Source organism: Gordonia otitidis (genome assembly GCF_020735545.1).
In the GTDB taxonomy this organism is placed as follows: domain Bacteria; phylum Actinomycetota; class Actinomycetes; order Mycobacteriales; family Mycobacteriaceae; genus Gordonia; species Gordonia otitidis.
Genome location: NZ_CP085974.1, coordinates 1,039,713 through 1,065,927, shown reverse-complemented (window position 1 = coordinate 1,065,927; position 26,215 = coordinate 1,039,713). Strand labels below are relative to the sequence as shown.

General features: G+C 65.6%; 21 protein-coding genes. 10 read left to right on the top strand and 11 right to left on the bottom strand.

What is annotated here, in order from left to right; genetic code table 11:
- Nucleotides 1-27: 27 nt before the first annotated feature.
- Entirely contained in the window at nucleotides 28-1,293 is a 1,266-nt protein-coding gene (locus LK459_RS04790) for a hypothetical protein (RefSeq protein WP_227922021.1), read from the bottom strand.
- Nucleotides 1,294-1,467: 174 nt separating this feature from the next.
- Between LK459_RS04790 and pstS the strand changes: the two genes are divergently transcribed.
- From pstS to pstB, 4 genes are read left to right on the top strand one after another with little or no spacing between them, the layout of a single operon-like run.
- Nucleotides 1,468-2,589, top strand: a complete 1,122-nt coding sequence (gene pstS / locus LK459_RS04785) for a phosphate ABC transporter substrate-binding protein PstS (protein ID WP_039993063.1) — start codon at nucleotides 1,468-1,470, stop codon at nucleotides 2,587-2,589.
- A gap of 42 nt (nucleotides 2,590-2,631) precedes the next feature.
- Nucleotides 2,632-3,720 carry a phosphate ABC transporter permease subunit PstC gene (pstC, locus tag LK459_RS04780; protein WP_007236719.1) on the top strand — a complete coding sequence of 363 codons (1,089 nt, stop codon included), beginning with the start codon at nucleotides 2,632-2,634 and terminating at the stop codon, nucleotides 3,718-3,720.
- Complete coding sequence (pstA, locus tag LK459_RS04775; protein ID WP_007236720.1) at nucleotides 3,717-4,646, top strand: phosphate ABC transporter permease PstA; 930 nt, start codon at nucleotides 3,717-3,719, stop codon at nucleotides 4,644-4,646. Before pstC ends, pstA begins: the two co-directional genes overlap by 4 nt.
- Nucleotides 4,647-4,676: 30 nt before the next feature.
- Entirely contained in the window at nucleotides 4,677-5,453 is a 777-nt protein-coding gene (pstB, locus tag LK459_RS04770) for a phosphate ABC transporter ATP-binding protein PstB (protein WP_007236721.1), read from the top strand.
- Between the two features lie 22 nt (nucleotides 5,454-5,475).
- Here the strand turns inward: pstB and LK459_RS04765 are convergent, their stop codons facing one another.
- From LK459_RS04765 to LK459_RS04740, 6 genes are all read right to left on the bottom strand, one after another.
- Nucleotides 5,476-5,625, bottom strand: coding sequence for a hypothetical protein (locus tag LK459_RS04765; protein WP_227922020.1), 150 nt, complete (start codon nucleotides 5,623-5,625; stop codon nucleotides 5,476-5,478).
- Nucleotides 5,626-5,749: 124 nt separating this feature from the next.
- Nucleotides 5,750-6,412, bottom strand: a complete 663-nt coding sequence (gene phoU, locus LK459_RS04760) for a phosphate signaling complex protein PhoU (protein ID WP_039993068.1) — start codon at nucleotides 6,410-6,412, stop codon at nucleotides 5,750-5,752.
- Nucleotides 6,413-6,491: 79 nt separating this feature from the next.
- Complete coding sequence (locus tag LK459_RS04755; protein ID WP_227922018.1) at nucleotides 6,492-8,753, bottom strand: LCP family protein; 2,262 nt, start codon at nucleotides 8,751-8,753, stop codon at nucleotides 6,492-6,494.
- A 157-nt stretch (nucleotides 8,754-8,910) separates the two neighbouring features.
- On the bottom strand, nucleotides 8,911-10,044 hold the full coding sequence (gene dusB, locus LK459_RS04750; RefSeq protein WP_265416871.1) for a tRNA dihydrouridine synthase DusB: 1,134 nt from the start codon (nucleotides 10,042-10,044) through the stop codon (nucleotides 8,911-8,913).
- A gap of 111 nt (nucleotides 10,045-10,155) precedes the next feature.
- Entirely contained in the window at nucleotides 10,156-11,148 is a 993-nt protein-coding gene (locus tag LK459_RS04745; RefSeq protein WP_007239271.1) for an acyl-ACP desaturase, read from the bottom strand.
- A 182-nt stretch (nucleotides 11,149-11,330) separates the two neighbouring features.
- Nucleotides 11,331-11,924 carry a nuclear transport factor 2 family protein gene (locus tag LK459_RS04740; protein ID WP_227922012.1) on the bottom strand — a complete coding sequence of 198 codons (594 nt, stop codon included), beginning with the start codon at nucleotides 11,922-11,924 and terminating at the stop codon, nucleotides 11,331-11,333.
- 166 nt (nucleotides 11,925-12,090) lie between these two features.
- On the opposite strand from LK459_RS04740, the gene LK459_RS04735 reads away from it, so the two are divergent.
- From LK459_RS04735 to LK459_RS04725, 3 genes are all read left to right on the top strand, one after another.
- Nucleotides 12,091-13,494: a WS/DGAT/MGAT family O-acyltransferase gene (locus tag LK459_RS04735; protein WP_227922011.1), complete on the top strand. Its 1,404-nt coding sequence runs from the start codon at nucleotides 12,091-12,093 to the stop codon at nucleotides 13,492-13,494.
- A gap of 20 nt (nucleotides 13,495-13,514) precedes the next feature.
- A complete protein-coding gene (locus tag LK459_RS04730; RefSeq protein WP_227922009.1) occupies nucleotides 13,515-15,536 on the top strand; it encodes an NAD(+) synthase in 2,022 nt (673 codons plus the stop codon).
- 360 nt (nucleotides 15,537-15,896) lie between these two features.
- Nucleotides 15,897-17,273, top strand: coding sequence for an IS1380-like element ISGbr1 family transposase (locus LK459_RS04725; RefSeq protein ID WP_064862420.1), 1,377 nt, complete (start codon nucleotides 15,897-15,899; stop codon nucleotides 17,271-17,273).
- Nucleotides 17,274-17,727: 454 nt separating this feature from the next.
- On the opposite strand, the gene LK459_RS04720 is transcribed toward LK459_RS04725, so the two are convergent.
- Both LK459_RS04720 and LK459_RS04715 read right to left on the bottom strand, forming a co-directional pair.
- Nucleotides 17,728-18,885 (bottom strand): acyl-CoA dehydrogenase family protein, encoded by a 1,158-nt coding sequence (locus LK459_RS04720; RefSeq protein WP_227922005.1) that lies wholly within the window; start codon nucleotides 18,883-18,885, stop codon nucleotides 17,728-17,730.
- Between the two features lie 32 nt (nucleotides 18,886-18,917).
- A complete protein-coding gene (locus LK459_RS04715; RefSeq protein WP_227922003.1) occupies nucleotides 18,918-20,114 on the bottom strand; it encodes an acyl-CoA dehydrogenase family protein in 1,197 nt (398 codons plus the stop codon).
- Nucleotides 20,115-20,328: 214 nt separating this feature from the next.
- Between LK459_RS04715 and LK459_RS04710 the strand changes: the two genes are divergently transcribed.
- From LK459_RS04710 to LK459_RS04700, 3 genes are read left to right on the top strand one after another with little or no spacing between them, the layout of a single operon-like run.
- On the top strand, nucleotides 20,329-21,465 hold the full coding sequence (locus LK459_RS04710; RefSeq protein ID WP_227922002.1) for a thiolase family protein: 1,137 nt from the start codon (nucleotides 20,329-20,331) through the stop codon (nucleotides 21,463-21,465).
- Complete coding sequence (locus LK459_RS04705; protein WP_227922000.1) at nucleotides 21,465-23,135, top strand: class I adenylate-forming enzyme family protein; 1,671 nt, start codon at nucleotides 21,465-21,467, stop codon at nucleotides 23,133-23,135. The genes LK459_RS04710 and LK459_RS04705 overlap by 1 nt, the downstream gene beginning before the upstream one ends.
- Nucleotides 23,128-24,354, top strand: a complete 1,227-nt coding sequence (locus tag LK459_RS04700; protein ID WP_227921998.1) for an acetyl-CoA C-acetyltransferase — start codon at nucleotides 23,128-23,130, stop codon at nucleotides 24,352-24,354. Before LK459_RS04705 ends, LK459_RS04700 begins: the two co-directional genes overlap by 8 nt.
- Before the next feature lie 11 nt (nucleotides 24,355-24,365).
- Here LK459_RS04700 and LK459_RS04695 read toward each other — a convergent pair whose 3' ends face one another.
- Entirely contained in the window at nucleotides 24,366-25,253 is an 888-nt protein-coding gene (locus LK459_RS04695; protein ID WP_227921997.1) for a LysR family transcriptional regulator, read from the bottom strand.
- Between the two features lie 10 nt (nucleotides 25,254-25,263).
- On the bottom strand, nucleotides 25,264-26,205 hold the full coding sequence (locus LK459_RS04690) for a LysR family transcriptional regulator (RefSeq protein WP_227921995.1): 942 nt from the start codon (nucleotides 26,203-26,205) through the stop codon (nucleotides 25,264-25,266).
- Nucleotides 26,206-26,215 lie beyond the last annotated feature (10 nt).

The following is a 26,215-nucleotide window of genomic DNA, read 5'->3' as shown; positions in this document are numbered from 1 at the left end:
CGGACCCCGGTAGCCTAACCCATGGGATTAGGGAAGGCTAACCAAACCACCCAGGGTCTGCGCCGGAAGGTCGGCGAGTGCGGCGGCGACCGCTTCCCTGGCGACGACATCAGGGCGGAAGGTGGCGGTCAGGCACAGACTCCCAGCGGCCAACGTGCTGGTGACGGTCAGCCCGGTAGGAGCCGGAGGGTCGGCGACACCGATGACGAACGCCCGGTCGTCGTCGACGAAACGCCAGCGGCCGTCCCGCCCGGGAACCACTCCTCCCGACGAGTGCAGGAGGTCGACGGCGGCCTCTCCGGTCGGCGCGACTGATCGCTGGTCCGGGAGCCCGGAACGACCACGGTGTTGCTCGAGCCGCGACTTCAGGGCTGTCACAAGCAAATTCGCCACTGGTCGTCCCATCCTCGCCGCCGATGCGAGTTGGGCCTGCAGGGCCGCTGGTGGGGTATCGGGGAGGACGACGAAGTCGAGACCGGCCGCGAAGTTCGCCATCGTGCGCACGGTGCCCGGCAGGTAGGCCCTCGCGTCGAACGGCAGTGTGACCATCGGATTGACCCGCACTCCCGCGGCCGTCAGCGCACGCACCAGAGCGACGGTGTGAATGGTGAACATCCCGACACCGGGGGCATGTGCTCTCCGCGCCGCGCGCATCGACTCCACCACGTCGGCGCCGATCCGTACGAAGACACTCGTGGTCTCGCGTGGCGGATCGACCCGACCCATCTCGCAGGTCTGCGGCGCACGGTAGTCGCGGGACCGATGCATCCGCGCGAGCGCGACGATCCGTCGTGGATCGCACAGCGTCGCCGCACCGGCGATCGCCAATGCGCGCGTCGATGTGCGGTGCCGCGACGACGCGAGGTCCTCGTGATCGGCGACGCCGAGCAGGACGTCGACGATGGTGTTGAGCAGGGTGGTGTCGCCGAGTCCGTGATCGTAGTCGATGGCCACGTGATCGCCGCTGAGGATGACGCGGAGCTGGTCTGACGGGAGCGTCGACAACGCGTCGAGCAGCGTTCGGGGTTCGTCGGTCGGGGGCACCGTGTGTACGGCGGAAGCGAGTCCTCCGGGTGCGAAGAACCACCCACGACGGTTGGTCGACGGGTGCAGTCCGATCCGTGTCTGTGGGCCGATCTCGGCGAAGCGGAGGAGTCGAGCGGTCGCGGTGCCGGCGTCCGGGAGATCGAGTGGGCCGAGGACGATGGCACTGCGTCGAGCAGCGTGGTGCACGTCGATGGCCCCGCCGGTCACGGGGCGTGGCGTCTCGAGGTGGGGGGCCGGGCAGCTCATTACCGGAGACTTTAACAAAGCCTTACCTAATAAGGGCGGCTGCCTCGAATGTCCAATTCATCTTCCGTTCACCTTTGGTGTCCGGGCCGTCCACCAGCGCACCCTACTGTCAGTGCGACCGGGCAACGCCGCACGGCGGAACTGCCATGTTCTGATGCTGGAGGGAACCAGAAAGTGAAATTGAGTCGTACAGGAGCTGCTGTCGCCGTGATGGCGGCCAGTTCCGCCCTCGTTCTCGGTGCGTGTAGCAGCAACGCGGACAAGGGGGGCACCAGCGCGGCGCCCGCATCCGCGGTGACCGACATCAAGTGTGAGGGCAAGCAGTCGCTCAAGGCGAGCGGTTCCACAGCCCAGGCCAACGCCATGAAGATCTTCTCCACGTCGTTCGCGAAGACCTGCCCGGGTCACGAACTCGCCTACGGCGGCGGTGGTTCGGGTCAGGGCGTGTCCGACTTCACCCAGAACCTCACCGACTTCGGCGGCTCCGACTCGCCGCTCAAGGGTGACGAGATCCAGAAGGCCGCGCAGCGTTGCGGTTCCGAGGCGTGGCAGCTGCCGCTCGTCTTCGGACCGATCGCCGTGACCTACAACATCGACGGAGTCGACGACCTCGCGCTCTCCGGTCCGACGCTGTCCAAGATCTTCAGCGGTGAGGCCAAGACCTGGAACGACCCTGCGATCGCCGCCGACAACCCGGGCAAGACCCTGCCCGCCACCCCGATCAGCGTGATCTACCGCGCCGACCAGTCGGGAACGACCGACAACTTCCAGAAGTACCTGACCGCCGCGGGCGGCTGGACCAAGGGCGCGGGCAAGACCTTCAACGGTGGTGTCGGCGAAGGTAAGCAGGGCAACCCCGGTGTCGGTTCCGCAGTGAAACCGACTCCCGGCTCGATCGCCTACGTCGAGTGGGCGTACGCACAGTCCAACAAGCTGTCGATGGCCAAGATCATCACCGACCAGGACAAGAGTGGTGTCGCGCTGAACGCCGAGACCGGCGGTAAGACCATCGAATCGGCGAAGCTGAAGAACGGTCCCGAGAACCACAACATGGTCATCGACACCGAATCGTTCTACAAGCCGACCACCGCGGGCGCCTACCCGATCGTTCTGGCAACATATTCGATCGTGTGCTCGAAGTACGCCGATACTTCGGTAGGACAGGGAGTCAAGACGTTCCTGTCGGTCGCATCTGCACCTCAGAACCAGGGCCAGGACCTGATCAACGCGGGCTACATCCCGCTGCCGAGCGACTTCCAGCAGAAGCTGACGTCGTCGATCAACGCCCTGCAGTAGTAGCAACACACGAAGATCACCGACTGAGAAGCGATATGAGTTATGTCTGTGGATGACACCACCGGTGTGGGCCGGGGGAAGGCGGAGACCCCGCCCGAACCCGGCGCGCAGCCCCCTGAATCGCCCGAGCAGTTGCCCGCCGACTCCGACGAGCAACTCGACGAGCAGATCCACCCGGGCCTGCGTAGTCACCGCGGTGCCATGGGCGACCGCATCTTCTCCTATCTCGCCCGGGGTACGGGCTTCTTCGTCGTCGTCCTCGTCGCCGGTATCGGCATTGCGCTGATCATCAATGCCATACCGGCGATGGTGGCGAATCACGGCAACTTCATCTTCTCCTCCGACTGGGACGTGAGTTCGTCGAACTTCGACAACGACACCGTGCGGTTCGGTATCTGGGAGTTGTTCCGTGCGACGGTGCTGACCTCGCTGTTCGCCCTGGTCATCGCCACGCCGATCGCCATCGGGATCGCGGTGTTCCTGGTGGAGTACGCACCTCGACAGATCGCCCGACCGCTCGCGGCAGTGATCGACCTGCTCGCCGCGGTGCCGTCGATCATTTTCGGACTCTGGGGCATCTACATCCTCGCTCCCGTCATCGCACCGGTCGCCGGATGGCTGAACGACGTCCTGGGTTGGTTCTTCCTGTTCTCCGCCGGGAGCACGTCGGTGCGCGGTGGAGGCACGATCTTCACCGCCGGAGTCGTGCTCGCGATCATGATGCTGCCGATCATCACGTCCATCACCCGAGAGGTGCTGCGGCAGACGCCACCGGGGCAGAAAGAAGCCGCTCTCGCGCTCGGCGCGACCAAATGGGAGGTCATCCGGATGACGTCCTTCCCGTACGGTCGCTCCGGCATGATCGCCGCGGCGATGCTCGCCCTCGGTCGTGCTCTCGGCGAGACGATCGCGGTGATGATCATCCTGAGTGCGGCGGTCGGTCGTCTCAAATGGTCGCTGTTCGAGGGTGGCGACACGTTCGCGTCGAAGATCGCTCGCGACGTCGGCGAGTTCGTCGGTAGCCAGGACACGCAGAGCGCCTACATCGCCGCCGGACTGGTGCTCTTCCTCCTGACGTTCGTGGTGAACGCGATCGCCCGCGTGGTCGCAGGCGGAAAGGTCAACGGATGAGCATCGCACTGGACAAAGGCGCGGGCGGCGGACCCGTCAAACAGCACCCGTCCGCGTTCCGAGAGATCTCACTGAGCCGTCGAATCCGGAACAACGGAGCGCGCATCGCCTTCTTCGCCTGCTTCGCCCTCGGCGTGATCCCGCTGGTGTGGTTGCTGTGGACCGTGATCTCCAACGGCGCGAGTGCCATCACCGATCCGCACTGGTGGTTCGGTGATGCGTATGCGGTGGACACGACGACCGACTACGGCGCGGGTATCGCCCCGGCGATCGTCGGCTCGGTCATCCAGGCGCTCGTCGCGACGATCATCTCCGTCCCGATCGCGGTGCTCACCGCGGTCCTCCTCGTCGAGTATCCGACGTCGAAGCTGGTCAAACCCGTCAGCTTCATGGTCGACATCCTCGCCGGCGTTCCGTCGATCGTGGCCACCCTGTTCATCTTCACGGTGTTCGTCATCGGACTCTCCATGGGACAGAGCGCGTTCATGGTGAGTCTCGCGTTGATCCTGCTGATGGTCCCGATCGTCGTGCGGTCGTCGGAGGAGATGCTCAAACTGGTTCCCGACGAACTGCGCGAAGCGTCGTACGCGCTCGGCATCCCGAAGTGGAAGACGATCATGCGCGTCGTGATCCCGACCGCGCTGTCGGGCATGCTCAGCGGCATCTTCCTGGCGATCGCGCGCATCATGGGCGAGACGGCCCCGGTGCTGATCCTCGCGGGTCCGGCGAGTTCACTCGTCAAGACCAATCCGTTCGAGGGTGGCATGAACTCGCTGCCGCTGTTCATCAAGGACATGTGGGCGGCCAGCCAGCCGGCGTCGTCGTTCTACTACTGGGGCGCGGCTCTCACGCTGATCATCATCATCGCCGTTCTCAACATCATCGCGGCACTGCTCGCGAAGTACCTGGCGCCCAAATCCAGGTGACGCCCCCCACCAGCACGAGAAAGTAGTGCCATGGCCAAGCGCCTCGACATCAAAGATCTGAATATCTACTACGGCAAGTTCCACGCGGTGAAGGACGTGACGCTCGCCGTCCCGCCGCACAGCATCACGGCTTTCATCGGCCCGTCGGGCTGTGGCAAGTCGACGGTCCTGCGCACGCTCAACCGCATGCACGAGGAGATCCCCGGCGCATACGCGGTGGGCAGCGTGATGCTCGACGGCGAGGACATCTACGCCAAAGAGGTCAACCCGACCAGCGTCCGCACGACGATCGGTATGGTCTTCCAGCGCCCCAATCCTTTTCCGACGATGTCGATACGCGACAACGTCGTCGCGGGTCTGCGGCTGCAGGGCATCCGCAACAAGAAGCAGCTCAACGAGGTTGCCGAGCGCAGCCTGCGCGGTGCCAACCTGTGGGAAGAGGTCAAGGACCGTCTCGACAAGCCCGGCGGCGGACTGTCGGGTGGCCAGCAGCAGCGACTGTGCATCGCGCGTGCCATCGCGGTGTCGCCCGACGTCCTGTTGATGGACGAGCCGTGTTCCGCGCTCGACCCGATCTCGACACTGGCGATCGAGGATCTGATGGGTGAGCTCAAGAAGGATTTCACCATCGTCATCGTCACGCACAACATGCAGCAGGCGGCGCGTGTCAGCGACCAGACCGCGTTCTTCAATCTCGAGGGCGTCGGACAGCCGGGTCAGCTGGTGGAGATCGGCGACACCGAGACGATCTTCACGCACCCCACCAAGCGTGAGACCGAGGACTACATCTCCGGTCGCTTCGGCTGAGTGCGAGCCGTGTGGCGCGGGCTCACATGTTGAGCAACAGGATGACCAGGAGCGCCAGCAGCGACAGCGTCACCCCGACGTAGACGAACAGCTGCCGCCGACCGAAGTGTCGCTCGGCCTCGTCGTCGGGTACGGCGTTGAAATCGGGTTCCGCCGGATAGTGCACGCCCATGGCGACCAACCCTAGACCGCCCGACCGTCAGCCGTGAAGTCAGGCGCAGCTCATCAACGCAAAACGTCGGCGGATCACAACCCGAGTCCGGGTGTGATCCGCCGACGTCGTTGCGTCGAGTGTGTCAGGAAGCGTCTTGGAACTGCTCGGGTGTCTGGCCGGTGGCCTGGAACACGACGCGGCGACCGATCAGGACGGCGTGGTCGGCGAAGCGCTCGTAATAGCGGCCGAGCAGGGTGACATCGACGGCTGCGGCGACGCCGTGCTCCCAGTCGCGATCCATGAGGACCGTGAACAGATGGCGGTGCAGATCGTCCATCGCGTCGTCGTCCTCCTGCAGACGCGCTGCGGCCTCGGGATCCTGAGTGTCGAGAACCTCGCGGGCATTGGCAGCCAACGCGACAGCGAGCCGGCCCATCTCCGCGAAGTATCCGTTGACCTCTTCGGGCAGTGCCTTGGCCGGATGGCGACGCCGGGCAACCTTGGCGACGTGCAATGCGAGCGCACCCATACGGTCGACGTCGGCGACGATCTGAAATCCACTGACGACACCGCGTAGGTCGCCGGCGACGGGAGCCTGCAGCGCGAGAAGTGCGAATGCCTGCTCTTCGGCGCGCGCGGACAACTCGGACAATCGGTCGTTCTCTGACAGCACTTCCTCGGCGATGGCGAGATCGGCCTGTAGCAGGGCCTGGGTGGCTCGGTCCATGGCTGAACCCGCCAGATCGCACATTTCGCCGAGCACCGCATTGAGTGAATGCAGCTGTTCTTGATACGCGGTACGCATGTACTCAAGGGTACTGTGCGTGCGCCAGATCACCGTCTCGAGCGTGGTGAACACACCGTGAACGCCGGGTGAGGGTTGTTCAGGAGCAGGTGGTGTCGCCTGCGTTGGTCACGGCGAGGTCGTTGGGCAGGTTGCTGGTGTTGGTCGCCGCGGGCAGCTGTTCGGCCGAGAGTGTCTGCCCGACTGCCGGGACCGTCCCCACGCTTCCGCTGAAGTCACTGCCGAGAATCACCTCGACACCGGACTTGACGGTCTTGTCGCTCTGGATCTTCGCGCCGGGGAACATCGCTGCCAGGGTCGCTGCCGAATCCTGTTCGCCGGGGCCGTATCGCACGACGGTGTCGCTGCGGTTCTCGGACGCGTCGGCGACGCCGCGGACGTCGAACCCCTGCGCGGTCAACTGGTCGGAGGCGTCGGAGGCCTGGCCGGCCCTGCCCGTGCCGTTGAGCACGCGAACTCCGACGTTGCCGGGGTTCTGCGCGGTCGCCGAGACCGCGGTCGGCGTCTCCGACGTACTGGTCGTCGTGGCGCCTGCGGCAGTGGTCTGCTTCTTCGAGGAGCTGCCCGACTTCTTCTTCGCGGCCTGCTCGCCGGGGAGCGGCTGGTCGTCGATGATCGCATTGAAGATCGCATTGATGTCGTCGGTGCGGGGGATCTCGTTGTTCGACCCATCCGTGGCGGTACCCGACGTCGGGATGGTCAGGAACGTCACACGGCCCGCTTCGATGCCCTGCATCGAGTCGGCGAGTTTGAGCAGCGACTGGGTGTCGACGCCGTCGACGTAGCTGTACTGGATGAAGGTGTTGACGATGCTGTTGAGTTTCGACGGATTCGACAGGACGTTGCCCGAGAGCGTCGACCGCAGTAGCGACGACATGAACAGCTGTTGGCGTTTGATGCGGCCGTAGTCGCCATTGCCCTCTGTCGACACGGTGCGGGCCCGCACGTAGTTGAGTGCCTTGCGACCGGTGATCGTCTGCTTGCCCGGCTTGGACAGGATCTGACCGAGTTCGTAGTCGTAGAGCGGCGTGGTCGAACAGACCTCGACGCCGCCGACCGCGCGCACCACCTTCTCGAACCCGTAGAAGTCCATGCCGATGAAGTGGTTGATGTTGAGACCGCTCATCTCGGTGATGACCTTCACGAGGCACTTGGGTCCGCCGTCGGCGTAGACACTGTTGAGTTTGACCTGGTCGGCACCGGGGAGATCGGCTGTGTAGGTGCCGGAGCTGTTGTCCCACTGCTGGCAGTCGGGGCGATTGACCTGCAGATCGCGCGGGAACGAGACCGCGACGACGCGGCTGCGGTTGGCGGGGATGTTGACCAGGATCACCGTGTCAGAGCGGGCACCCTCGGCGTCGGCGGTGGTACCGGCGCCGACCTTGCCGTTGTTGCCGCTGCGGGTGTCGGTGCCGACGATCAGATAGTTCTCGTCGCCGTACTGTGCGTCCTTGTTGCGGATGTTCGCGTCGTCGGGATCGACAGCGGCGATGGTCCGCCAGTTGCCGTTCCACGACTTCAGGTAGCCCCAGACGAAGCCGGTGCCGACCAATGCCATGACACAGGCGATGGCGACGAGGATGCGGCCCGTGAACGTCGCGTTCTGCCGCAGGGAGCGTTCGCGGCGTCGTCGTCCCACACGTTGCGGTCGCGAACGTAGTGCGATCGTCTCGGTGAGATCGGGTGTCGGCTCGAGCGGCGGGCCGTCGGGCGCCCCGTCGGAGTCGGGGATCGGGGTGGCGGCAGGAGGCGGCGCCGCAGCGGTGGGCGTCGGGGCCGACGTCGGCTCGGCGGTCGTCGAGCCGGGGGCTGGGTCCTTCTCGCCGGCGGGGGACGTCGATTCGACGTGAGACCCCTGGGCCCGTGACTCCTCGACGACGCGCTCGGTGGTCGCCTTGTCGCTGAGGTCGACGACGGGCTCCGGTGTAGCACCGACGATCGGGATCTTGCGCGTGACCTCGCCGGCTCCCGGCTGTTCGGGTGGCCGTGGCCGTGACCGGGGTTCGTCGGGGCGGGGGGCGTGATCGGAGGCGCCGCGTTGAGCTCGACGACGCCCCGGACGATGACCGGTGATGCGGGGGATGGCTTCGGTGGGCGACGAGTCGTCGACCGACTGTCCGGGCCGCGCATCCGGGTCTGCGTTCATCTGCTCCATGAGCTCGCGGACGGTCATCCGACTGCGCCCGCGGACGTAGCGGTCGGTGGAGCGTGGCTCGCGAAGCCTGCCGTACGTGGGGTCGTTACGGTCGGGGCTGCCGGAAGAAGAGGAATCGTTCGTCGGCCGTGCGCCGCCCCGGTCGCCCGGCTCGTCGCCGTGCGGCTTGGGTGTCCAACGACTCACGTGACAAATCCTCGTACCCCGGTGTGGACGCTGCCGCCCGTCGGGGCTGAACGCTGCGGCGCGCAGGAAGAACTGAGATCCCCCGGTGCGGGACCTTCGGACATAGTACTGACCGGTCCTGAGAAGAACCCGCTGAGTGCGGTTCGACGCACCGGCGCTAACCGCCGGAGTGCATCACCTCTGCGCCCGCGGGGACGACGTCCTCGTCGGGGTCGTCGAGCCAACCGTCGGGCAGCGCGACCTTGGCGGGTGATCCCTGGCGGCCGCGCGGACCGTGCCCGTCGTCGGGGAACGGTGTGTCAGCGGGCAGGGAACCGACCAGTTCGCGCAATTCGTCGAGCGTCGACACGAGTGACATGCGCGAACGGATCTCCGACCCGGCGGGGAATCCACGCAGATACCAGGCGACGTGCTTGCGCATCTCGCGCATGCCCTTGTCCTCGCCGTGGTGGTCGGCGAGCAATTCGCCGTGCCTGACGATGATCTGTGCGACTTCACCGAGATTCGGTGCGGCGGGTGCGGGCAGTCCGTTGAGTTCCGCGGCGAGTTCGGCGAAGAGCCATGGCCTGCCAAGGCAACCGCGTCCGACGACGACTCCGTCGCACCCCGTCTGCGCCATCATGGCCACGGCGTCACGCGGTTCGAAGATGTCACCGTTGCCGAGGACCGGGACGTCGGTGACGTGATCCTTCAGGCGTGCGATCTCAGACCAGTCCGCCTCGCCGGAATAGCGCTGCGACGCTGTGCGGGCATGGAGCGCAACGGCTTTCGCGCCCTCGCCCGCGGCGATGCGGCCGGCGTCGAGGTGGGTGTGGTGTTCGTCGTCGATACCGATGCGGAATTTCACCGTGACGGGGATGTCGGTGCCCTCGGTCGCCTTGACCGCCGCGGCGACGATGCGTCGGAACAGCGTGCGCTTGTAGGGGATGGCCGATCCACCGCCCTTGCGGGTCACCTTCGGGACCGGGCAGCCGAAGTTCATGTCGATGTGGTCGGCGAGGTTCTCGTCGACGATCATCTTCGCCGCTTCGTAGGTGTAGCGCGGGTCGACGGTGTAGAGCTGCATCGACCGAGGGTTCTCGTCCGGACCGAACGCGGTCATGTGCATGGTGACCGGGTGCCGTTCGACGAGTGCGCGTGCGGTGACCATCTCGCAGACGTACAGGCCGGACACGGTGCCGGTGCGAGACAGCTCGAGTTCACGACACAGCGTGCGGAATGCCACATTGGTGACGCCTGCCATGGGCGCGAGCACGACGGGACTTGCCAATTCGATCGTGCCGATCCGCAGTGGGGTCGCGCGGGCAGCCGAGCGCGCACCGGCGCCCCCGGTGGACGTCGAGGGCGCCGGTGCGGCTGAAGAGGGGATCGTGGCGGTCAAATCAGGGTCACACCGATCGGGTCAGGAAGCCTGACGCTCGCGCTTCTTGGCTTCGCGGGCGAGGGCGCGGTCGCGCATCTCCTCGAATTTGATGGTGTCCTTCTCGAGTTGCTCGAGGAACGCGGCGAGCTCCTCGCGAGTCTGCTCGCCCTCGGCGGAGAAGTCGTCACGGTCGAAGACATTCCACTTGCGCAGGACCGGCTGGATGACCTCTTCGAGATGCTGGCGCAGGTCGTAGATGCCGTGCTTGGCCATCAACACGCCGTGACGGCGGAAGTTCGGCATACCCGCACCCGGCATCTGGAAGTTGGTGACGATGTCGGTCACGGCACGCAGTGTCTGGTCGGGAGCGATGTCCATACCCGCGCCGCAGATGTTGCGGTAGAAGATCATGTGCAGGTTCTCGTCGGCGGCGATGCGCTGAAGCATCTTGTCGGCGATCGGGTCGTTGCAGGCCTTACCGGTGTTGCGGTGGCTCACGCGGGTGGCGAGTTCCTGGAAGGTGACGTAGGCGACGGAGTGCAGCAGGCCCATCTCGCCGCCCTTCTCCATCATCTCCTCGACGCGGTCGCCCGCGGCGGCCTCAGGCGAATAGCCGTTGGTCATGTGGACCATGCGGTCGGCCTCGAGCTGGGCGGGATCGACGCCGCGAGTCACCACGAGGTAGTCGCGCATGACGATGGAGTGCCGGTTCTCCTCGGCGGTCCAGCGACCGACCCAGTAACCCCATGCGGAGTCCATCGAGAAGTTGTCGGCGATGACCCGGTGGTAGGAGGGCAGGTTGTCCTCGGTCAGCAGGTTGGTGATCATCGCGGCCTTGGCGACCTCGTCGAGTTGCGACTGCTCGGGCTCGTAGTCGACACCACCCAGTGCCGCGTAGTTGCGGCCCTCGTCCCACGGGACGTAATCGTGGGGGTTCCAGTTCTTGGCGATCTTGAGGTGCCGGTTGACGTTCTCTTCGGCAACCGGTGCCAACTCGCGAAGCAGATCGAGCTGAGTGAGCTCACGTGCCATAGTTCGTTCCTCCGAACGGTCCACATTAGAAGGTGGGTGGGAAATCGGTGATCCGACCGCCTTCTCTGGTTGTCATGCCTGGCTCGGTCACCGACATGGACGCAGTCAGTCAATTAGGGTACGGCACCGAGCAGGCGTTACCCAAGTACGTACTTACGGTGTCGTAACCTGGCTCGCGAGCGTTACCCCCGAAACGCTCGGCCGAACGTCGACGCCCACTGAGCAGCGTCGTCGTCAAGGGTACCGAGTTCACGCGCTCTGTCACACCAGCGCTTCGCCGCCGCGCCGAACTCCATCGGGTTGTAGATGTCCTCTTCGCAGCGCCAGAGTCGGTCGCCCGCGTAGGTGACGATCGAGAGGTTGGTTGCGGTGATGACGCTGCCGTCTCCGGGATCACACATCGGGTTGTCGACCTCGAAGATGACGCGGCCGGTGGGTGCGTCGAACACTTTCCACAGGTTGGGAAAGGCAACCATGTGATCGCCGGGGAATCGCGTCATCGTCTTCACGATCCACGGCCGGATCTCCTCCCGTCCGTGCATCGTGCCGAGGGCGTGCTCGATGTAGTCGGCGTCCGGTGTGAACAGGTCGGCGAACCGCGTCCATGCCGACGGCCCGGCCGCTCGATCGGCGGCCGCCTCCGCGGCGATCTCCGCGACCGTTGCCTCGAAGACGTCGAAGGCCTCGGACAACTCGTCGAGCGAGAAGGGGGTCGGCGAGAAGCGGGAATCTGCTAGTCGGGCATCTGGGGCAGGTCCGGCGTTGTCGGTGCGCATCGGGCTGATCGTAGGGAACTATCAGGGGTTCGCGAGGCGTTATCCACAAGGAGCGGGATGAGTGAACGTTTCACCCGCTTCGACTGCGTCGACGACCGTCCACGGGGATGATCGACACGTGGGCCGCCGCGACGGTGCGGGCGGGCAGAGGATGTGGAGGAATTCGATGGAACGGCTCAGCGGTCTGGACGCCTCGTTCCTGTACATGGAGACGCGATCGCAACTGATGCAGGTGATCGGTCTGATCGAGGTCGACCCGTCGACCATTCCGGGCGGCTACTCGTTCGGCCGCGTGCGCGATCAGATGCGCCAACTCGTCCGCGCGACGCCCAAGTTCCGCCGCAGACTCGACAATTCGTTGATCAACATCGACCATCCGGCGTGGGTCGAGGACGATCACTTCGACATCGACCGGCACGTGCATCGCGTTGCCGTGCCTGCACCGGGCGGCATCGGAGAGGTCACCGAACTCTGCGGCCACTTGGCTAGTCAGACTCTCGACCGCGCGAAGCCGCTGTGGGAGTTGTGGGTGATCGAGGGCCTGTCCAACGGGCGCATCATGATCATGCTCCGGATGCACCACGCCGCGGTCGACGGAGTCGGCAGCGCCGAGGTGCTGGCCCAACTGTGTTCACTCTCGCCTGAGCAACCCGACCTCGAGGCCGATCTTCTGAATCAGTCCGCGGGCGGGTCGTCGCATGCGATGCTGGCGGCGACCGGTGCTGTCCACTACCTGATCCGACGTCCGATCGCGATGGCCCGGCTGCTCCCGGAGACGGTCGCGGTGCCGATCGCCTGGTTCCGGCGAGCGCGATCGCACGAGGCGATGCCCGCGCCGTTCCAGGCGCCGCGGACCCGGTTCAACGGTCCGATCAGCCCGCACCGTTCGATCGCGCTCACGCAGCTCTCCCTCGCCGACATCAAACGCGTCAAGAACCGCTTCGGCGTGAAGGTCAACGATGTCGTCCTGGCGATCACCGGCGGAGCGTTACGCGAGTATCTGCTCGCGCACAACGAACTACCCGACCGCCCCCTGGTCGCCATGGTGCCGGTGTCGGTGCATGGAGCAGACGACAGCGGTTTGATGGTCCAGGGCACGAACAAGGTGTCGGGGATGTTCACGCAGCTGGCATCAGATGTCGCCGATCCCGTCGAACGAATCGAGCGGGCCGCGGAACTCTCGCGCAAGGCGAAGGCCCACCATGCCGACATCGACGCGAACATCCTGCGGGCGTGGGCGCAGTTCGCGCCGGGCACCACGATGTCGACGCTGATGAAGTTCTACGGCGACCGCAAGCTGTCGCTCAAGCATCCGCCGATCTTCAACGTGACGGTGTCGAACGTCGCGGGCGCCGACATCCCCGTCTACTTCTGCGGCGCACGGGTCACCGGGGTGTATCCGCTCGGGCCGATCTTCCATGGCCTCGGGTTGAACATCACCGTGTTCTCGGCCGACGGCATGCTCAACGTCGGCATCCTCGGCTGCACCGACCAGATCCCCGATATCGACGTGCTCGCCCACGCATTCGACGAGCAACTCAAGACACTGCTCGAGGTGTGCGGCGACTGAGCCACACTAAGCTTTGCGCTGTGTCCATCTATCGCCACGGATTCGCCCGCATAGCGGGCGCCGTCCCCGTCGTCCGAATCGCCGACCCGGCCGCCAACGCGCAGGCCACCATCGACTTGATGCGGCAGGCGAGCGCCGAGGGTGCGGCACTTGTCGTGTTCCCCGAGATGGGGCTCACCGGCTACAGCATCGACGATCTGGTGCAACAGGATGCGGTCATCGACGCTGCCCTCCAGGCGCTTGCGGCGGTGGTGGCGGCGAGCGAGGGACTGCGTCCACTGGTGGCGGTCGGACTGCCGCTGGTCGTCGACGCCGGGCTCTACAACTGTGCGGTACTGCTGCGTGACGGACGCATTCTCGGTGTCGTGCCGAAGGCGTTCCTACCCAATTACCGCGAGTTCTACGACAAGCGATACTTCAGCGCGGCGCGCGACGCCGTCACCAAGAACGTGACAGTCCTCGGACAAACGGTGCCCTTCGGCACAGACCTGATACTCGACGCCGTCGACCTACCCGGTTTTGCCCTGCATCTCGAGGTGTGCGAGGACGCATGGGTGCCGATTCCTCCGAGTACATGGGCCGCACTCGGTGGTGCGACGGTGCTCGCCAATCTGTCCGGCTCGCCCGTCACGATCGGGAAGGAGTCGTATCGGAAGTCGTTGTGCACCAGCTTGTCTGCCCGATGCATAGCTTCCTACGTCTACGTTGCCGCGGGCTACGGCGAATCCACCACCGATCTCGCGTGGGACGGTGACGCGCTCATTGCGGAGAACGGCGGACTGCTCGCTCGCAGTACGGGATTCGAGACCAGCGAGCAGCTCATCGTCGCCGACGTCGATCTCGACAGGTTGCGGCAGGAACGTATTCGCATGGGCAGCTTCCACGACCAGGTGGGCGACCTCAAGGAACAACTGAAGTCGTTGCGCCACATCGACTTCGAGTTCGGCGACCTCGACGTCGACGACGACCTGCGCCGTTCGGTTGCACGCTTCCCGTTCGTACCCGCCGACGCGGGCGACCGTGACGAACGATGCCGCGAGGTGCGCGACATCCAGGTGCAGGGCCTTGCCGCCCGACTGCGTGCCACGGGTATCGAGAAGGTGATCATCGGCGTGTCCGGTGGTCTCGACTCGACGCTCGCGCTGCTCGTCGCCGTCGACACCTTCGACCGACTCGGCCTGCCGCGCACCAACATTCTCGCGTACACGATGCCGGGGTTCGCGACGGGCGGAGCGACACTGCGTCGCGCACACGTGTTGATGGATTCGCTCGGTGTCAGTGGAACCGAGCTCGACATCCGTCCGTCGTGCGAGCAGATGCTCGCCGACCTCGGCCATCCATATGCCAGGGGCGAGAAGGTCTTCGACGTCACCTTCGAGAACGTGCAGGCGGGCGAGCGCACGTCGCACCTGTTCCGCCTGGCCAACTTCCACGGCGGCATCGTCCTCGGGACCGGCGATCTGTCGGAGCTCGCGCTCGGCTGGTGCACCTACGGTGTCGGCGATCAGATGTCGCACTACAACGTCAACACGTCGGTCCCGAAAACGTTGATCCAGTACCTGATTCGGTGGATGATTTCCACCGGCCAGTACTCCCGGGAAACCACCGACACCCTCGCCGAGATCCTCGACGACGTGATCTCGCCCGAGCTCGTGCCGCCGGGAGAAGACGGTGCGATCCAGAGCACCGAGGACACCGTCGGCCCCTACGAACTGCACGACTTCTTCCTCTACTACCTCACCCGCTTCGGCTATCGCCCCGACAAGATCGCCTACCTGGCCGGGCAGGCGTGGGGCGACCGGGAACGCGGCGCGTGGTCGGAGCTGATCGCTCACGAGCGTCGGAATGCCTACGATGCCGCGACCATCGACCACTGGCTCTCGACCTTCCTCAAGCGGTTCATGAGCAACCAGTTCAAGCGCACCGCGATGCCGAACGGCCCCAAGATCGGCTCGGGTGGGTCGCTCTCGCCGCGCGGCGACTGGCGCTCGCCGTCGGATGCCTCCGCCCGCACCTGGCTCGACCAGCTCCACGGGCGCTGAGGGCGCGGCTGCTGGGCCGCGGCGCCGCCAAACCCCGCCCACGGCACCGGGAATTGTGTCGACGGCACCGCCGAGCCCGGCGGCGGCGCGGTGAGGCGCGCCGTGGTGGGTGCGGGCCCGGAGGCCGAAAGTAGGGGAAGGGATTCTTCCGCGGGATTTTGCCCGTTCCGCTAGTTGTTTTTAGGGGAAGGGGCGGGAAGTAGGGGAAGGGTGGGCCGGTGCGCCGACGGCACCGCCTAAGCCTCGATCCACCGATTTGCTTGTGATCGGTCGGTGAGGGATAAACGAAATGCCCTGTCTGAGTGACAGAATGGGACTTCTCTAGGGTTCCATCCACACACACAGGAGGGCATGTCGTAGATGCGATTGTCTCACACTCACCCGGTCCGGTCTGCATCCTGTGACGATCCGAATCTCCTCGCCGCTGCGGGGGTGGTGCCGGTGATGGCGCTGGCCGAACGCGCCAGCCTGTCGGAGTTGGCCCGCGAGCATCTGAGCGTGCCCACCGACAAGGGCGCCCATCCGGATCGGAAAATGTTTTCCCTGGTGGCGGGGATGGTGGCGGGCGCCGACAGCATCGACGACATGGCCGTGTTGCGACACGGCGCGATGGGCAAGGTGTTCGACCATCCTTACGCCCCGTCGACGTTGGGATCGTTTCTTCGCGAGTTCCGGTTCGGGCATGTCCGCCAAGCCGATGCGATCGCCACCCGGCTGTTGGCGGGACTGGCTCGCCATACTCCGGTGCTGGCGGGGATCGACGGGCCGGTGATGATCGATATCGACGACTCGATCATCGAGGTCCACGGCCCGGCCAAGCAGGGCGTCGGATTCGGCTACACCCGAGTGCGTGGGCTGAACTCGGCGATCACCACCCTCACCTGTGGTGACGGTGCGCCGGTGATCGCCGCTCAACGCCTGCGCAAAGGGGCGTGTAACTCCGCGCGCGGGGCGCATCGGTTGATCGCCGACACCCTGGCCACCGTGCGGCGGCTACGGTCGTCCGATGCGTCGGGACCGATACTGCTGCGAGCGGATTCAGCGTTCTACGGCCATCGCGCGATCACCACCGCGCTCCGGGCCGGTGCGCAGGTGTCGGTCACCGTGCGTCAGGATTCCCACGTCCGAGCAGCGATCAGCGAGGTACCGGCAGATGCATGGACGCCGATCGAGTACACCGACGCCGTCTTCGACGAAGACAGCGGCCAGTGGGTCTCGCGGGCCGAGGTCGCCGAAGTACCGTTCACCGCGTTCACCTCCAAAGCCAAGCGCCTGCAGGTATCCGGACGGCTGGTGGTGCGCCGTATCCCTGACTTCGCAGCCGAGGGAGACGGCTTGTTCGACGTGTGGCGGTTTCATGCGTTCTTCACCACCAGCGACCTGGACACCGTGACCGCCGACAAGACTCACCGCGGTCATGCGATCATCGAGCAAGTCCACGCCGACCTCAAAGCCTCCGCATTGGCGCATCTGCCCTCGGGAAAGTTCTGCGCGAACGCCGCATGGCTGGTGTGTGCGGTCATCGCGTTCAACCTGACCCGCGCCGCAGCCTGTCTCGGTGGACAGCGTCTGGCGAAGGCGACTACCTCCACCATCCGACGCACCCTGATCTGCATACCCGCTCGAATCGCGTCCTCAGCGCGGCGCATCACGATGCATCTACCCGCCCGATGGCCGTGGGAACGCGAGTGGAACCTGTTGTTCAACAACACGATCAAACGACAACACTCAGCCTGACCCCTAACCATCGGCCAGAACCGGCCCCGACACGAAACCCAGTGAAACACGCCGACACCAGAGATCGGCGACTCACCCACGCCCACCGCCACCCCGAACATACACAACACATTTCACGAGACATCAAAAAGCCGATCGGTGGATCGAGGCTAAGTCGTCGACGGCACCGGGTTTCGCGCCGACGGCACCGCCGAACCCGCCGACGGCACCGAGAGTGGGGCTGGCGGCGCGGTGAGGCTCGTTGACGGCACCGCCAAGCCCGGCGGCGGCGCGGTGAGACGCGGCAGGGGCGCGCGCCCCGGAGGCCGAAAGTAGGGGGAAGGGTTTTCCGCGGGTTTTTGCCCGTTCCGCTAGTTGTTTCTAGGGGAAGGGGCGGGAAGTAGGGGAAGGGTGGGCCGGTGCGTCGACGGCACCGGCATTCGCGCCGACGGCACCGCTCAAACCGCCGCCGGCCCTACAGTCCCAGGTCCTTGGCGATGATTGTCTTCATCACCTCGTTGGTGCCGCCGTAGATCCGGGAGACGCGTGTGTCGGCGTACAGCCGGGCGATGGGGTATTCGGTGATGTACCCGTACCCGCCGTGGAGTTGTAGGCACTTGTCGATGACGCGCCCCGCGGTCTCGGTCGCGAAGAGCTTGGCGCGCGCGGCGTCGGCGACCGACAGTTCGCCCCGGTTGTGCAGAATCAGTGCCTGGTCGACGAACTGCTGCACCGCGGCGACGTCGGCCGAGCACTCCGCGAGGACGAACTTGGTGTTCTGGAACGAGGCGACGGGCTTGCCGAAGACATCGCGCTCACGGGTGTAGGCAAGGGCATGCTGCAAAGCCGCATTCGCGGTGGCCGACGCTCCGATGGCGATACTCAGCCGCTCCTGAGCCAGATTGTGGGTGAGGTAGGAGAAACCCTTGCCCTCCTCGCCGAGCCGGTCCTCGACGGGCACGCGTACCGACGTGAACGACAGCTCCGCGGTGTCCGACGCCTTGAGGCCGATTTTCTCCAACTTCCGCCCCACGGCGAAGCCCTCAGAGGTGGTGTCGACGACGAGAATCGACAGCCCGGCACGACGGTTGTCCGCATCGAACGGTGCGGTACGGCAGACCACGAGGATGCGGTCGGCCAGCGCGCCGCCGGTGATGAACGTCTTCGCGCCGTCGAGTATGTAGTGGCTGCCGTCCTCGGAGAGTTTGGCCGTCGTCGAGATGTTGGCGAGGTCGGAGCCCGTGCCCGGTTCGGTCATCGCGATGGCGAACATGATGTCGCCCGAGGCGAATCCGGGCAGCCAGCGCTGCTTCTGCTCGTCGGTGGCGTACTCCATCAGGTACGGCAGAATCAGATTGGTGTGCACCGACTCGCTGCCGAAGGTTACGCCCGCGAGCGCGGTTTCCTCCGACACGACAAGCGAATACGTGAAGTCCTGCACACCACCGCCGCCGTACTCCTCGGGCACCTCGATGCCGAGCACCCCGAGTTCGCCGAGCTTGCGGTAGAAGTCGCGTGGCGGATGCCCCTGCTGCTCCCACTCGTGGTGAACCGGAACGACCTCCTTGGCGATGAAGTCGCGAATCGTCTTGCGGAACGTCTCATGGTCTTCGTTGAATACGATGCGCTGCACGGTTTTCCCTCCGTAGTCGTATGTTGCTTCGTTCAGTGGACGGCGTACTCGCGCAGCAGTCCCTTGCTGATGATCTGCTTCTGGATCTCACTCGTGCCCTCGCCGATGAGCAGGAACGGTGCCTCGCGCATGAGCCTCTCGATCTCGAACTCCTTCGAGTAGCCGTAGCCCCCATGGATGCGAAACGACGCCTGGGTGACCTCGGAACAGTATTCGCTGCACAGATACTTGGCCATGCCCGCGGCGACGTCGTTGCGTTCACCTGAGTCCTTGAGCCGCGCCGCATTCACCATCATCAGGTGCGCGGCCTCGACCTTGGTGGCCATCTCGGCGAGGCTGAACGCGATCGCCTGGTGCTCGGCGATCGGTTTGCCGAAGGTGGAGCGCTGCTGCGCATACTCGATGGCGAGTTCGAAGGCGCGCTGCGCGACCCCACAGGCACGCGCGGACACATTGACCCGCCCCACCTCGACACCGTCCATCATGTGCGTGAAGCCGCGGCCGGGCACTCCGCCGAGGATGTCGTCGGCCGACGCCCGATAGTCGTCGAAGATCATCTCGGTGGTGTCGATGCCCTTGTAACCCATCTTCTCGATCTTGCCTGGGATGGTCAGTCCGGTGACCACCTCGCCGAATCCTGCGGGCTTCTCGATGAGGAACGTGGTCAGATTGCGATGCGGCTTGTCGGCGCCCTCGTCGGTGTGCACAAGGGCCGCAACAAGAGTCGACGACGCTCCGTTCGTCAGCCACATCTTGGCGCCGTTGACGGTGTACGAACCGTCGTCGGCGAGCTTGGCGTTCGTCTTGATCGCGGCGACGTCGGATCCGAGGTCTGGTTCGCTCATCGAGAATGCGCCTCGAACCTCGCCGGTGGCCATCCGCGGCAGGAATCGTTGCTTCTGTTCGTCCGTGCCGTGCTGACGGAGCATGTAGGCGACGATGAAGTGGGTGTTGATCACCCCCGAAACGCTCATCCACCCGCGTGCGAGTTCTTCGACGCAGAGCGCGTACGTCAGCAGCGATTCGCCGAGACCGCCGTACTCCTCGGGGATCATCAATCCGAACAGACCGAGTTCGCGCATGCCGTCGACGATCTCCTGCGGATAGGTGTCGTCGTGTTCGAGCTGCTGCGCCGTCGGAATGATCACGGTGTCGACGAACCGCCGCACCGTGGCGACGATCTCCTCCTGGGTGTCGGACAGACCGAGGGTGCCAGCGAGACGTGCCATGGTCCCAGGGTGCACCAACGACCCGGCGCGCAGGAACGGGGAGATCGGCTAACAGACCGATAGGACAAGACAATGTCACGGCTCATAGGCCGCGGCTATGACCCCGTGAACGCGAATCTACTTGTGATCACACAGGCGAAGTGGTCGGCTCGAAGTGACCGCAGGAGCCCCGTGATGGACGTAACCACCGGCGGCGGAACGAAGGGACACCCCGATGTCAGATGCAGTGATCGTCGACGCCGTGCGCACTCCGATCGGGCGTCGTAACGGCGCGTTGTCGGGGATTCATCCGGCCGATCTGTCGGCCCACGTGCTCGAGGCACTCGTGGAGCGGACGGGGATCGAGCCGTCGGCGATCGACGACGTGATGTGGGGCTGCGTGAGCCAGCACTCCGAGCAGGCGGGCAACATCGCCCGCACAGCCGTGCTCGCGGCGGGATGGCCGACGACGGTGCCCGGCACCACCATCACCCGCGCGTGCGGTTCGAGTCAGCAGGCGCTGGCCATGGCAGCGGCCGCCGTGATCTCGGGGCAGCTCGACGTCGTGGTCGCAGGAGGGGTCGAATCGATGAGCAGGGTCCCGATGGGAACCGCAGCCCCCAACGGCGAAAGCCAACCGGCCACTGTGCTCGACCGATTCGGCGTCGACCGCTTCAGCCAAGGCCTGGGTGCCGAGGAGGTGGCGCGACGCTGGGGCCTGGATCGAACCCAGCTGGACGAGTACTCGTTACGCTCGCACGAACTCGCAGCTGCCGCTACGGATTCGGGTGCGTTCGACGGTCAGCTCGCCACACTGCCCGGCATTCTCGAAGGCGATGAGGGCATCCGCCGTGGCGGAACGCTGGAATCGCTCGGCAAGCTCAAGACGGTATTCGACGAGCACGGCGTCATCCACGCGGGCAACGCATCGCAGATCTCCGACGGCGCCGGTGCATTGTTGGTGATGTCGAGTGAGACCGCGGCTTCGCGCGGATTGACACCACTGGTGCGGATACACACGACCGTTGTCGCGGGGGATGATCCGGTGATCATGTTGACCGGACCGATCCCCGCCACGGCCAAAGCGCTTGCACGGTCGGGCCTCTCGATCGACGAGATCGGGGCATTCGAGGTCAACGAGGCCTTCGCTCCGGTGCCGCTGGCATGGCAGATCGAAACGGGCGCGGACGAGAAGGCGCTCAACCCGCTCGGCGGTGCGATCGCCGTGGGGCACCCACTCGGTGGATCGGGAGCCATTCTGGCCACCCGACTTGCTCACCACATGCGCGACAACGGCATTCGCTACGGTCTCCAGACGATGTGTGAGGCCGGGGGAATGGCCAACGCAACGGTTTACGAATTGCTCGGCTGATGACACAACTGCATTACCCCGAGATCACGCTCGATGCTCTTCCGGCAAGTATGGCGGCGATGTACCCCGGCCGGAACGCCGTCATCGATGGCGACAGAGTGCTCAGCTACGCCGAATTGGACTGCCGGACAGCTGCAGTGGCCGCGGGCCTGTACCGTGCTGGTGTCGACGAGCGAGACGTCATCGCCCTGCACCTCGACAACAGCATCGAGTTCGTCCTGGCCTACTACGGTGCTCTGCGTGCAGGTGCAACGGTCACACTGGTCAACCCCGCGCAGCCGGCGCCGGGCCTGCGCGCACAACTCGACGACACGAACGCAGCGGCGGTGTTCACCTCCAGCGGGCACCTCGACGTGCTCCGTGAGGCGCTCGGCGACGACTCGCTCCTCACGATCGTCGTCGACGGCTCGCCCGACGAGCACACGACCCTGGACGAGATCGAGACCGGCCACGCGACAACCGAACCGACCCCGCTGACGATCAGTTCCGACGACGTCGCTCACCTCGCGTTCACCGGCGGTATCACCGGCGTGTCGAAAGGGGTTGCGGTACTGCATCGCAACGTGATCGCCAACGTGACACAGATGATCGCATGGCGCGCGGGTCACGCGGTCCGGGACAACGGCACCGGTCTGGTGGCACTCGAACCGCGCGGTGGCGCCAACCGGGGCGTCGTGCCGGGGCAGGCTGCGACGATCGTCGTGTCGCCACTGTTCCACGCGCACGCGTTGATCAACATGTCGTTTCTGCTGATGTGCGGTGCCACCCAGGTCCTCGCGGGAGGTCGACATGGTGTCAGGTTCGATCCCGGCCGCATGCTCGAGCTGATCGAAACCCACAGGGCGACATACATCACCGGTAGTCCGACGATGTGGGCAGCTCTCGTCGCTCATCCCGACGTCGCCACCCGCGACCTCGGCTCCGTGGCCGTGGTGTCGTCGGGTGCCGCTCCGATCGATCGGGTGACCCTCGACAGGCTTGCGACGGCGTTTCCGCACGGATCGGTCGTCGAAGGCTACGGATTGACCGAGGCGACCTGCCTGGTCACGTCTGCACCGCTCGTTGCGACCGAGGAGGACGGGCTCGGTGGCTATCGGTTCGGGAGTGTCGGTGTACCCACCTTCGACACCGAGATCGAGATCCGATCGCTCACCGACCGCACGACCCCGGTCAGTCGGGGTGAGCGCGGCGGACTCTGGGTTCGTGGCCCCCAGGTGACGGCGGGTTACCCGCATCACCCGGACATCACCGCGCAACAGTTCGTCGACGGGTGGCTCGACACCGGCGACATCGCCTACCGCGACGAGGACGGCTACGTCTACATCGCAGACCGCGCCAAGGACATGCTGATCTACAAGGGGTACAACGTGTACCCGCGCGAACTCGAAGAGATTCTCGTCACCCATCCGGACATCGCGTCGGCAGCCGTCGTGGCGCGCGATGCGGGCGTTGTCGGTCAGGAACCGGTCGCCTTCGTGGTCGCTGAAGAAGGCCACGACATCGATGCACAGACTGTGATGACTTTCGTTGCCGAGAAGGTGCTGCCGTACAAGAAGATCCGCGACGTCTTCACCGTCGACGCACTGCCGACGTCGGCGGCGGGCAAGATCCAGAAGGTCGCACTTCGTGAACTGGTCTCGACATCGAAGGAGCCCGCTCGTCATGCGTGACATCGTCATCTGCGAACCCGTGCGCACGCCGATCGGTCGTTACGGTGGGATGTTCCGCTCGGTGACCGCGGTCGACCTCGGCGTCGCTGCTCTGACCGGACTGCTCGAACGCACCGGCCTGCCGCACGACGCGGTCGACGACGTCATCCTCGGCCACTGCAACGGCAACAGCGAAGCACCGGCCATCGGACGGGTGGTGGCACTGGACGCAGGCCTGCCGACGACGGTGCCGGGCATGCACGTCGACCGCCGTTGCGGTTCCGGTCTGCAGGCGGTCATCCAGGCCGCCTACCAGGTGGGCAGTGGCGACGACGATCTGGTCATCGCGGGCGGCACCGAGTCGATGAGCAATGCGTCGTTCTACTCGGTGGACATGCGCTGGGGAGGTGCTCGCACGGGAATCACCATGCACGACAGCCTTGTTCGTGCCCGATCGACAGCAGGTGGACGTGATCATCCCATACCCGGCGGCATGATCGAGACCGCGGAGAACCTGCGCAAGCAGTACGGCATCTCCCGCGAGGAGCAGGACGAGTTGGCCGTCGAATCACATCTTCGTGCCGTGCGCGCGCAGAAAGATGGTGTCCTCGCCGAGGAGATCATCCCGGTGACGGTGCGCACCAGAAGATCCGAGACTCTCGTCGACACCGACGAGCATCCCCGCCCCGACATCTCGATGGAGTCCCTCGCGGCCCTCACTCCCATCATGTCGGCAGGCGACCCGGACGCGACCGTTACCGCCGGAAACGCCAGCGGACAGAACGACGCCGCGTCGATGTGTGTGGTCACCAGCTCCGACATCGCGGAACGGTACGGCCTGCAGCCATTGGTTCGTCTGGTGTCGTGGGGATCGGCCGGAGTGCCGCCGGAGACCATGGGGATCGGACCGGTGCCCGCGACCGCCCGTGCTCTCGACAAGGCCGGGATCACACTGTCCGACATCGACGTCATCGAACTGAACGAGGCATTCGCCGCCCAGGCGCTCGCGGTGACACGCGAATGGGGTTTCGGTCGATTCTCTTCCGACAGCGCCGATTTCGCGCGAACCAACATCCATGGTTCGGGAATCTCGCTCGGACACCCCGTGGGAGCGACTGGCGGGAGAATGCTCGCGTCCCTTGCGCGTGAGCTCGTCCGACGCGATGCCCGGTACGGTCTCGAGACGATGTGCATCGGTGGTGGGCAGGGCTTGGCCGCCGTGTTCGAACGGGTGCACTGACCCCTGGGCCGTCAGGGTGTCGGCGCGACGCATCGGGCGATCGTCAGAAAGGCCTGGGCCGCCGCCGACAGTGCCGTCGGGTCGTACATCAGGACGAGTGAGCGGACGAAGCGTGGGCGGACCGGGCGGACGGTTGCACGGTCGGCGACCGATTCGGCGACCCGACGTTCGAGGAGCGTTGCGCCGACGCCGGCCAGGACCATCGGCAGTCGTTCCTCGCGATGCTCGGCAAGCACCGCCACCGGTGGTCGCACCCCGGCCTCGCGCATCGCACTCTCGATCTCGTCGGCGACGCTGCCCCCGCGGGGCACGAACACCATCGGAATCCGCGGCAGGTCCGCGATGTCGATCGGACCGTCGGGCAGGTCGGTACCCGGCGGACACACGAGCCAGAACTCCTGCTCTCCCAACATGATCACCTCGAGGCCGTCGGCTCGTGCGTCGAGAGTGCCGAGGTGGGTGACGACGAACTCACAACGGCCCTCCTCGATCATGGCCGATGCCGCCGACTCGTCGTGCATGTCTCGGACACGGACACGTGCCGCGGGATGCTCGGCAACGAACGCGGCGAGAAGATCCGCGAGGCTCGCACCGTCGATGAAGGGCGATGCCATTATCTCGATCCGACCGGTGATCTCCTCGGCACCGACCGCCAGCGCGTCCTGTACAGAACCGACGTCGCGGACCATCTGACGTGCGGAACCAACCAGTGCCCGACCGGCGGCGCTCGGTACCATTCCGCGTCCGATCCGGTGGAAGAGCTGCACCCCGAACTCGCGCTCGAGGGCGCGCAGAGCCTGTGAGACGGTCGGCTGTGTCACGCCGAGCGTTGCCGACGCACCACCGATACCGCCGTGGTCGACGACGGCGAGGAAGTACTCGATCTGACGGAGTTCCACCGGTGTCCGCCTATCCGAGGTCGTCCGCGTCGAGGGTGGCGTCGACAGCGCTCAGCGCGTCGTCGTCGACTCGTGCCGGTGCGCCACAGGTACGACGCGCCACAGCGATGAAAGCGGCCCCTGCCGGGGACGGTTGGCCCGACCGGACGAGCATGCCGAACTCGTGATGGAGCGGTGGGGTCATCGGGTAGGCGACGGCGCCGGGGATCTGTTCGGCAACGGAGTCCCGCGGCAGGATGGTCGCGCCCACGCCGCGGTTCACCAGTTCACGCACCGTGGGTGGATGCGCGCAGTCGACGACCACGTTGCGCGCGTCGTCGCCGATGACGTCGGTCAGTTGAGTTCCCATCGTCTGGTCGGACAGATCGATCACCAGGGGTAGCGATCGAACGGACTCTCGCGCCAGCGCACCGTCTGTGGTGTCGACCGACAGCGACGGCGGCGCCGCCAGTACGAGTTCCTGCGTGCCCAGGGGGGCGAAGACAAAGGTCGAATGGTCTGCGGCCGAACCGATCAGACCGATCTCTGCCTCACCGTGCCGGAGTCGATTCACGATGCCGGCGGGCCCGTCGGCGGCGAGGATGCGGACGGCGACCTGGTTGAACCGTGCGCGGAAGTCACGCACGATCGATACCAACGGTGTCACGGCGAACATCGAATCGGTGACCACATCGACGGTGCCCGAACGCAACTCGCGGACTGCTGCGACGCGGTCGCGTGCGCGGTCGACGTCGGCGAGGACACGACGCGCGACCACCTCGACGCGTGCTCCCGCGTCGGTGAGTTCGAGTCGACGCCCCGAGCGGTCGAACAGGGTCACCCCGAGGCGGCGTTCGAGGGTACGGATCGCCTGCGAGAGCGACGGCTGAGAGATGTAGAGGGCCTGCGCAGCCTTGGTGATACCGCCGTGGTCGATGACCGCGACGAAATAGGTGGCGAGATGCAGATCCACCACCTGATCG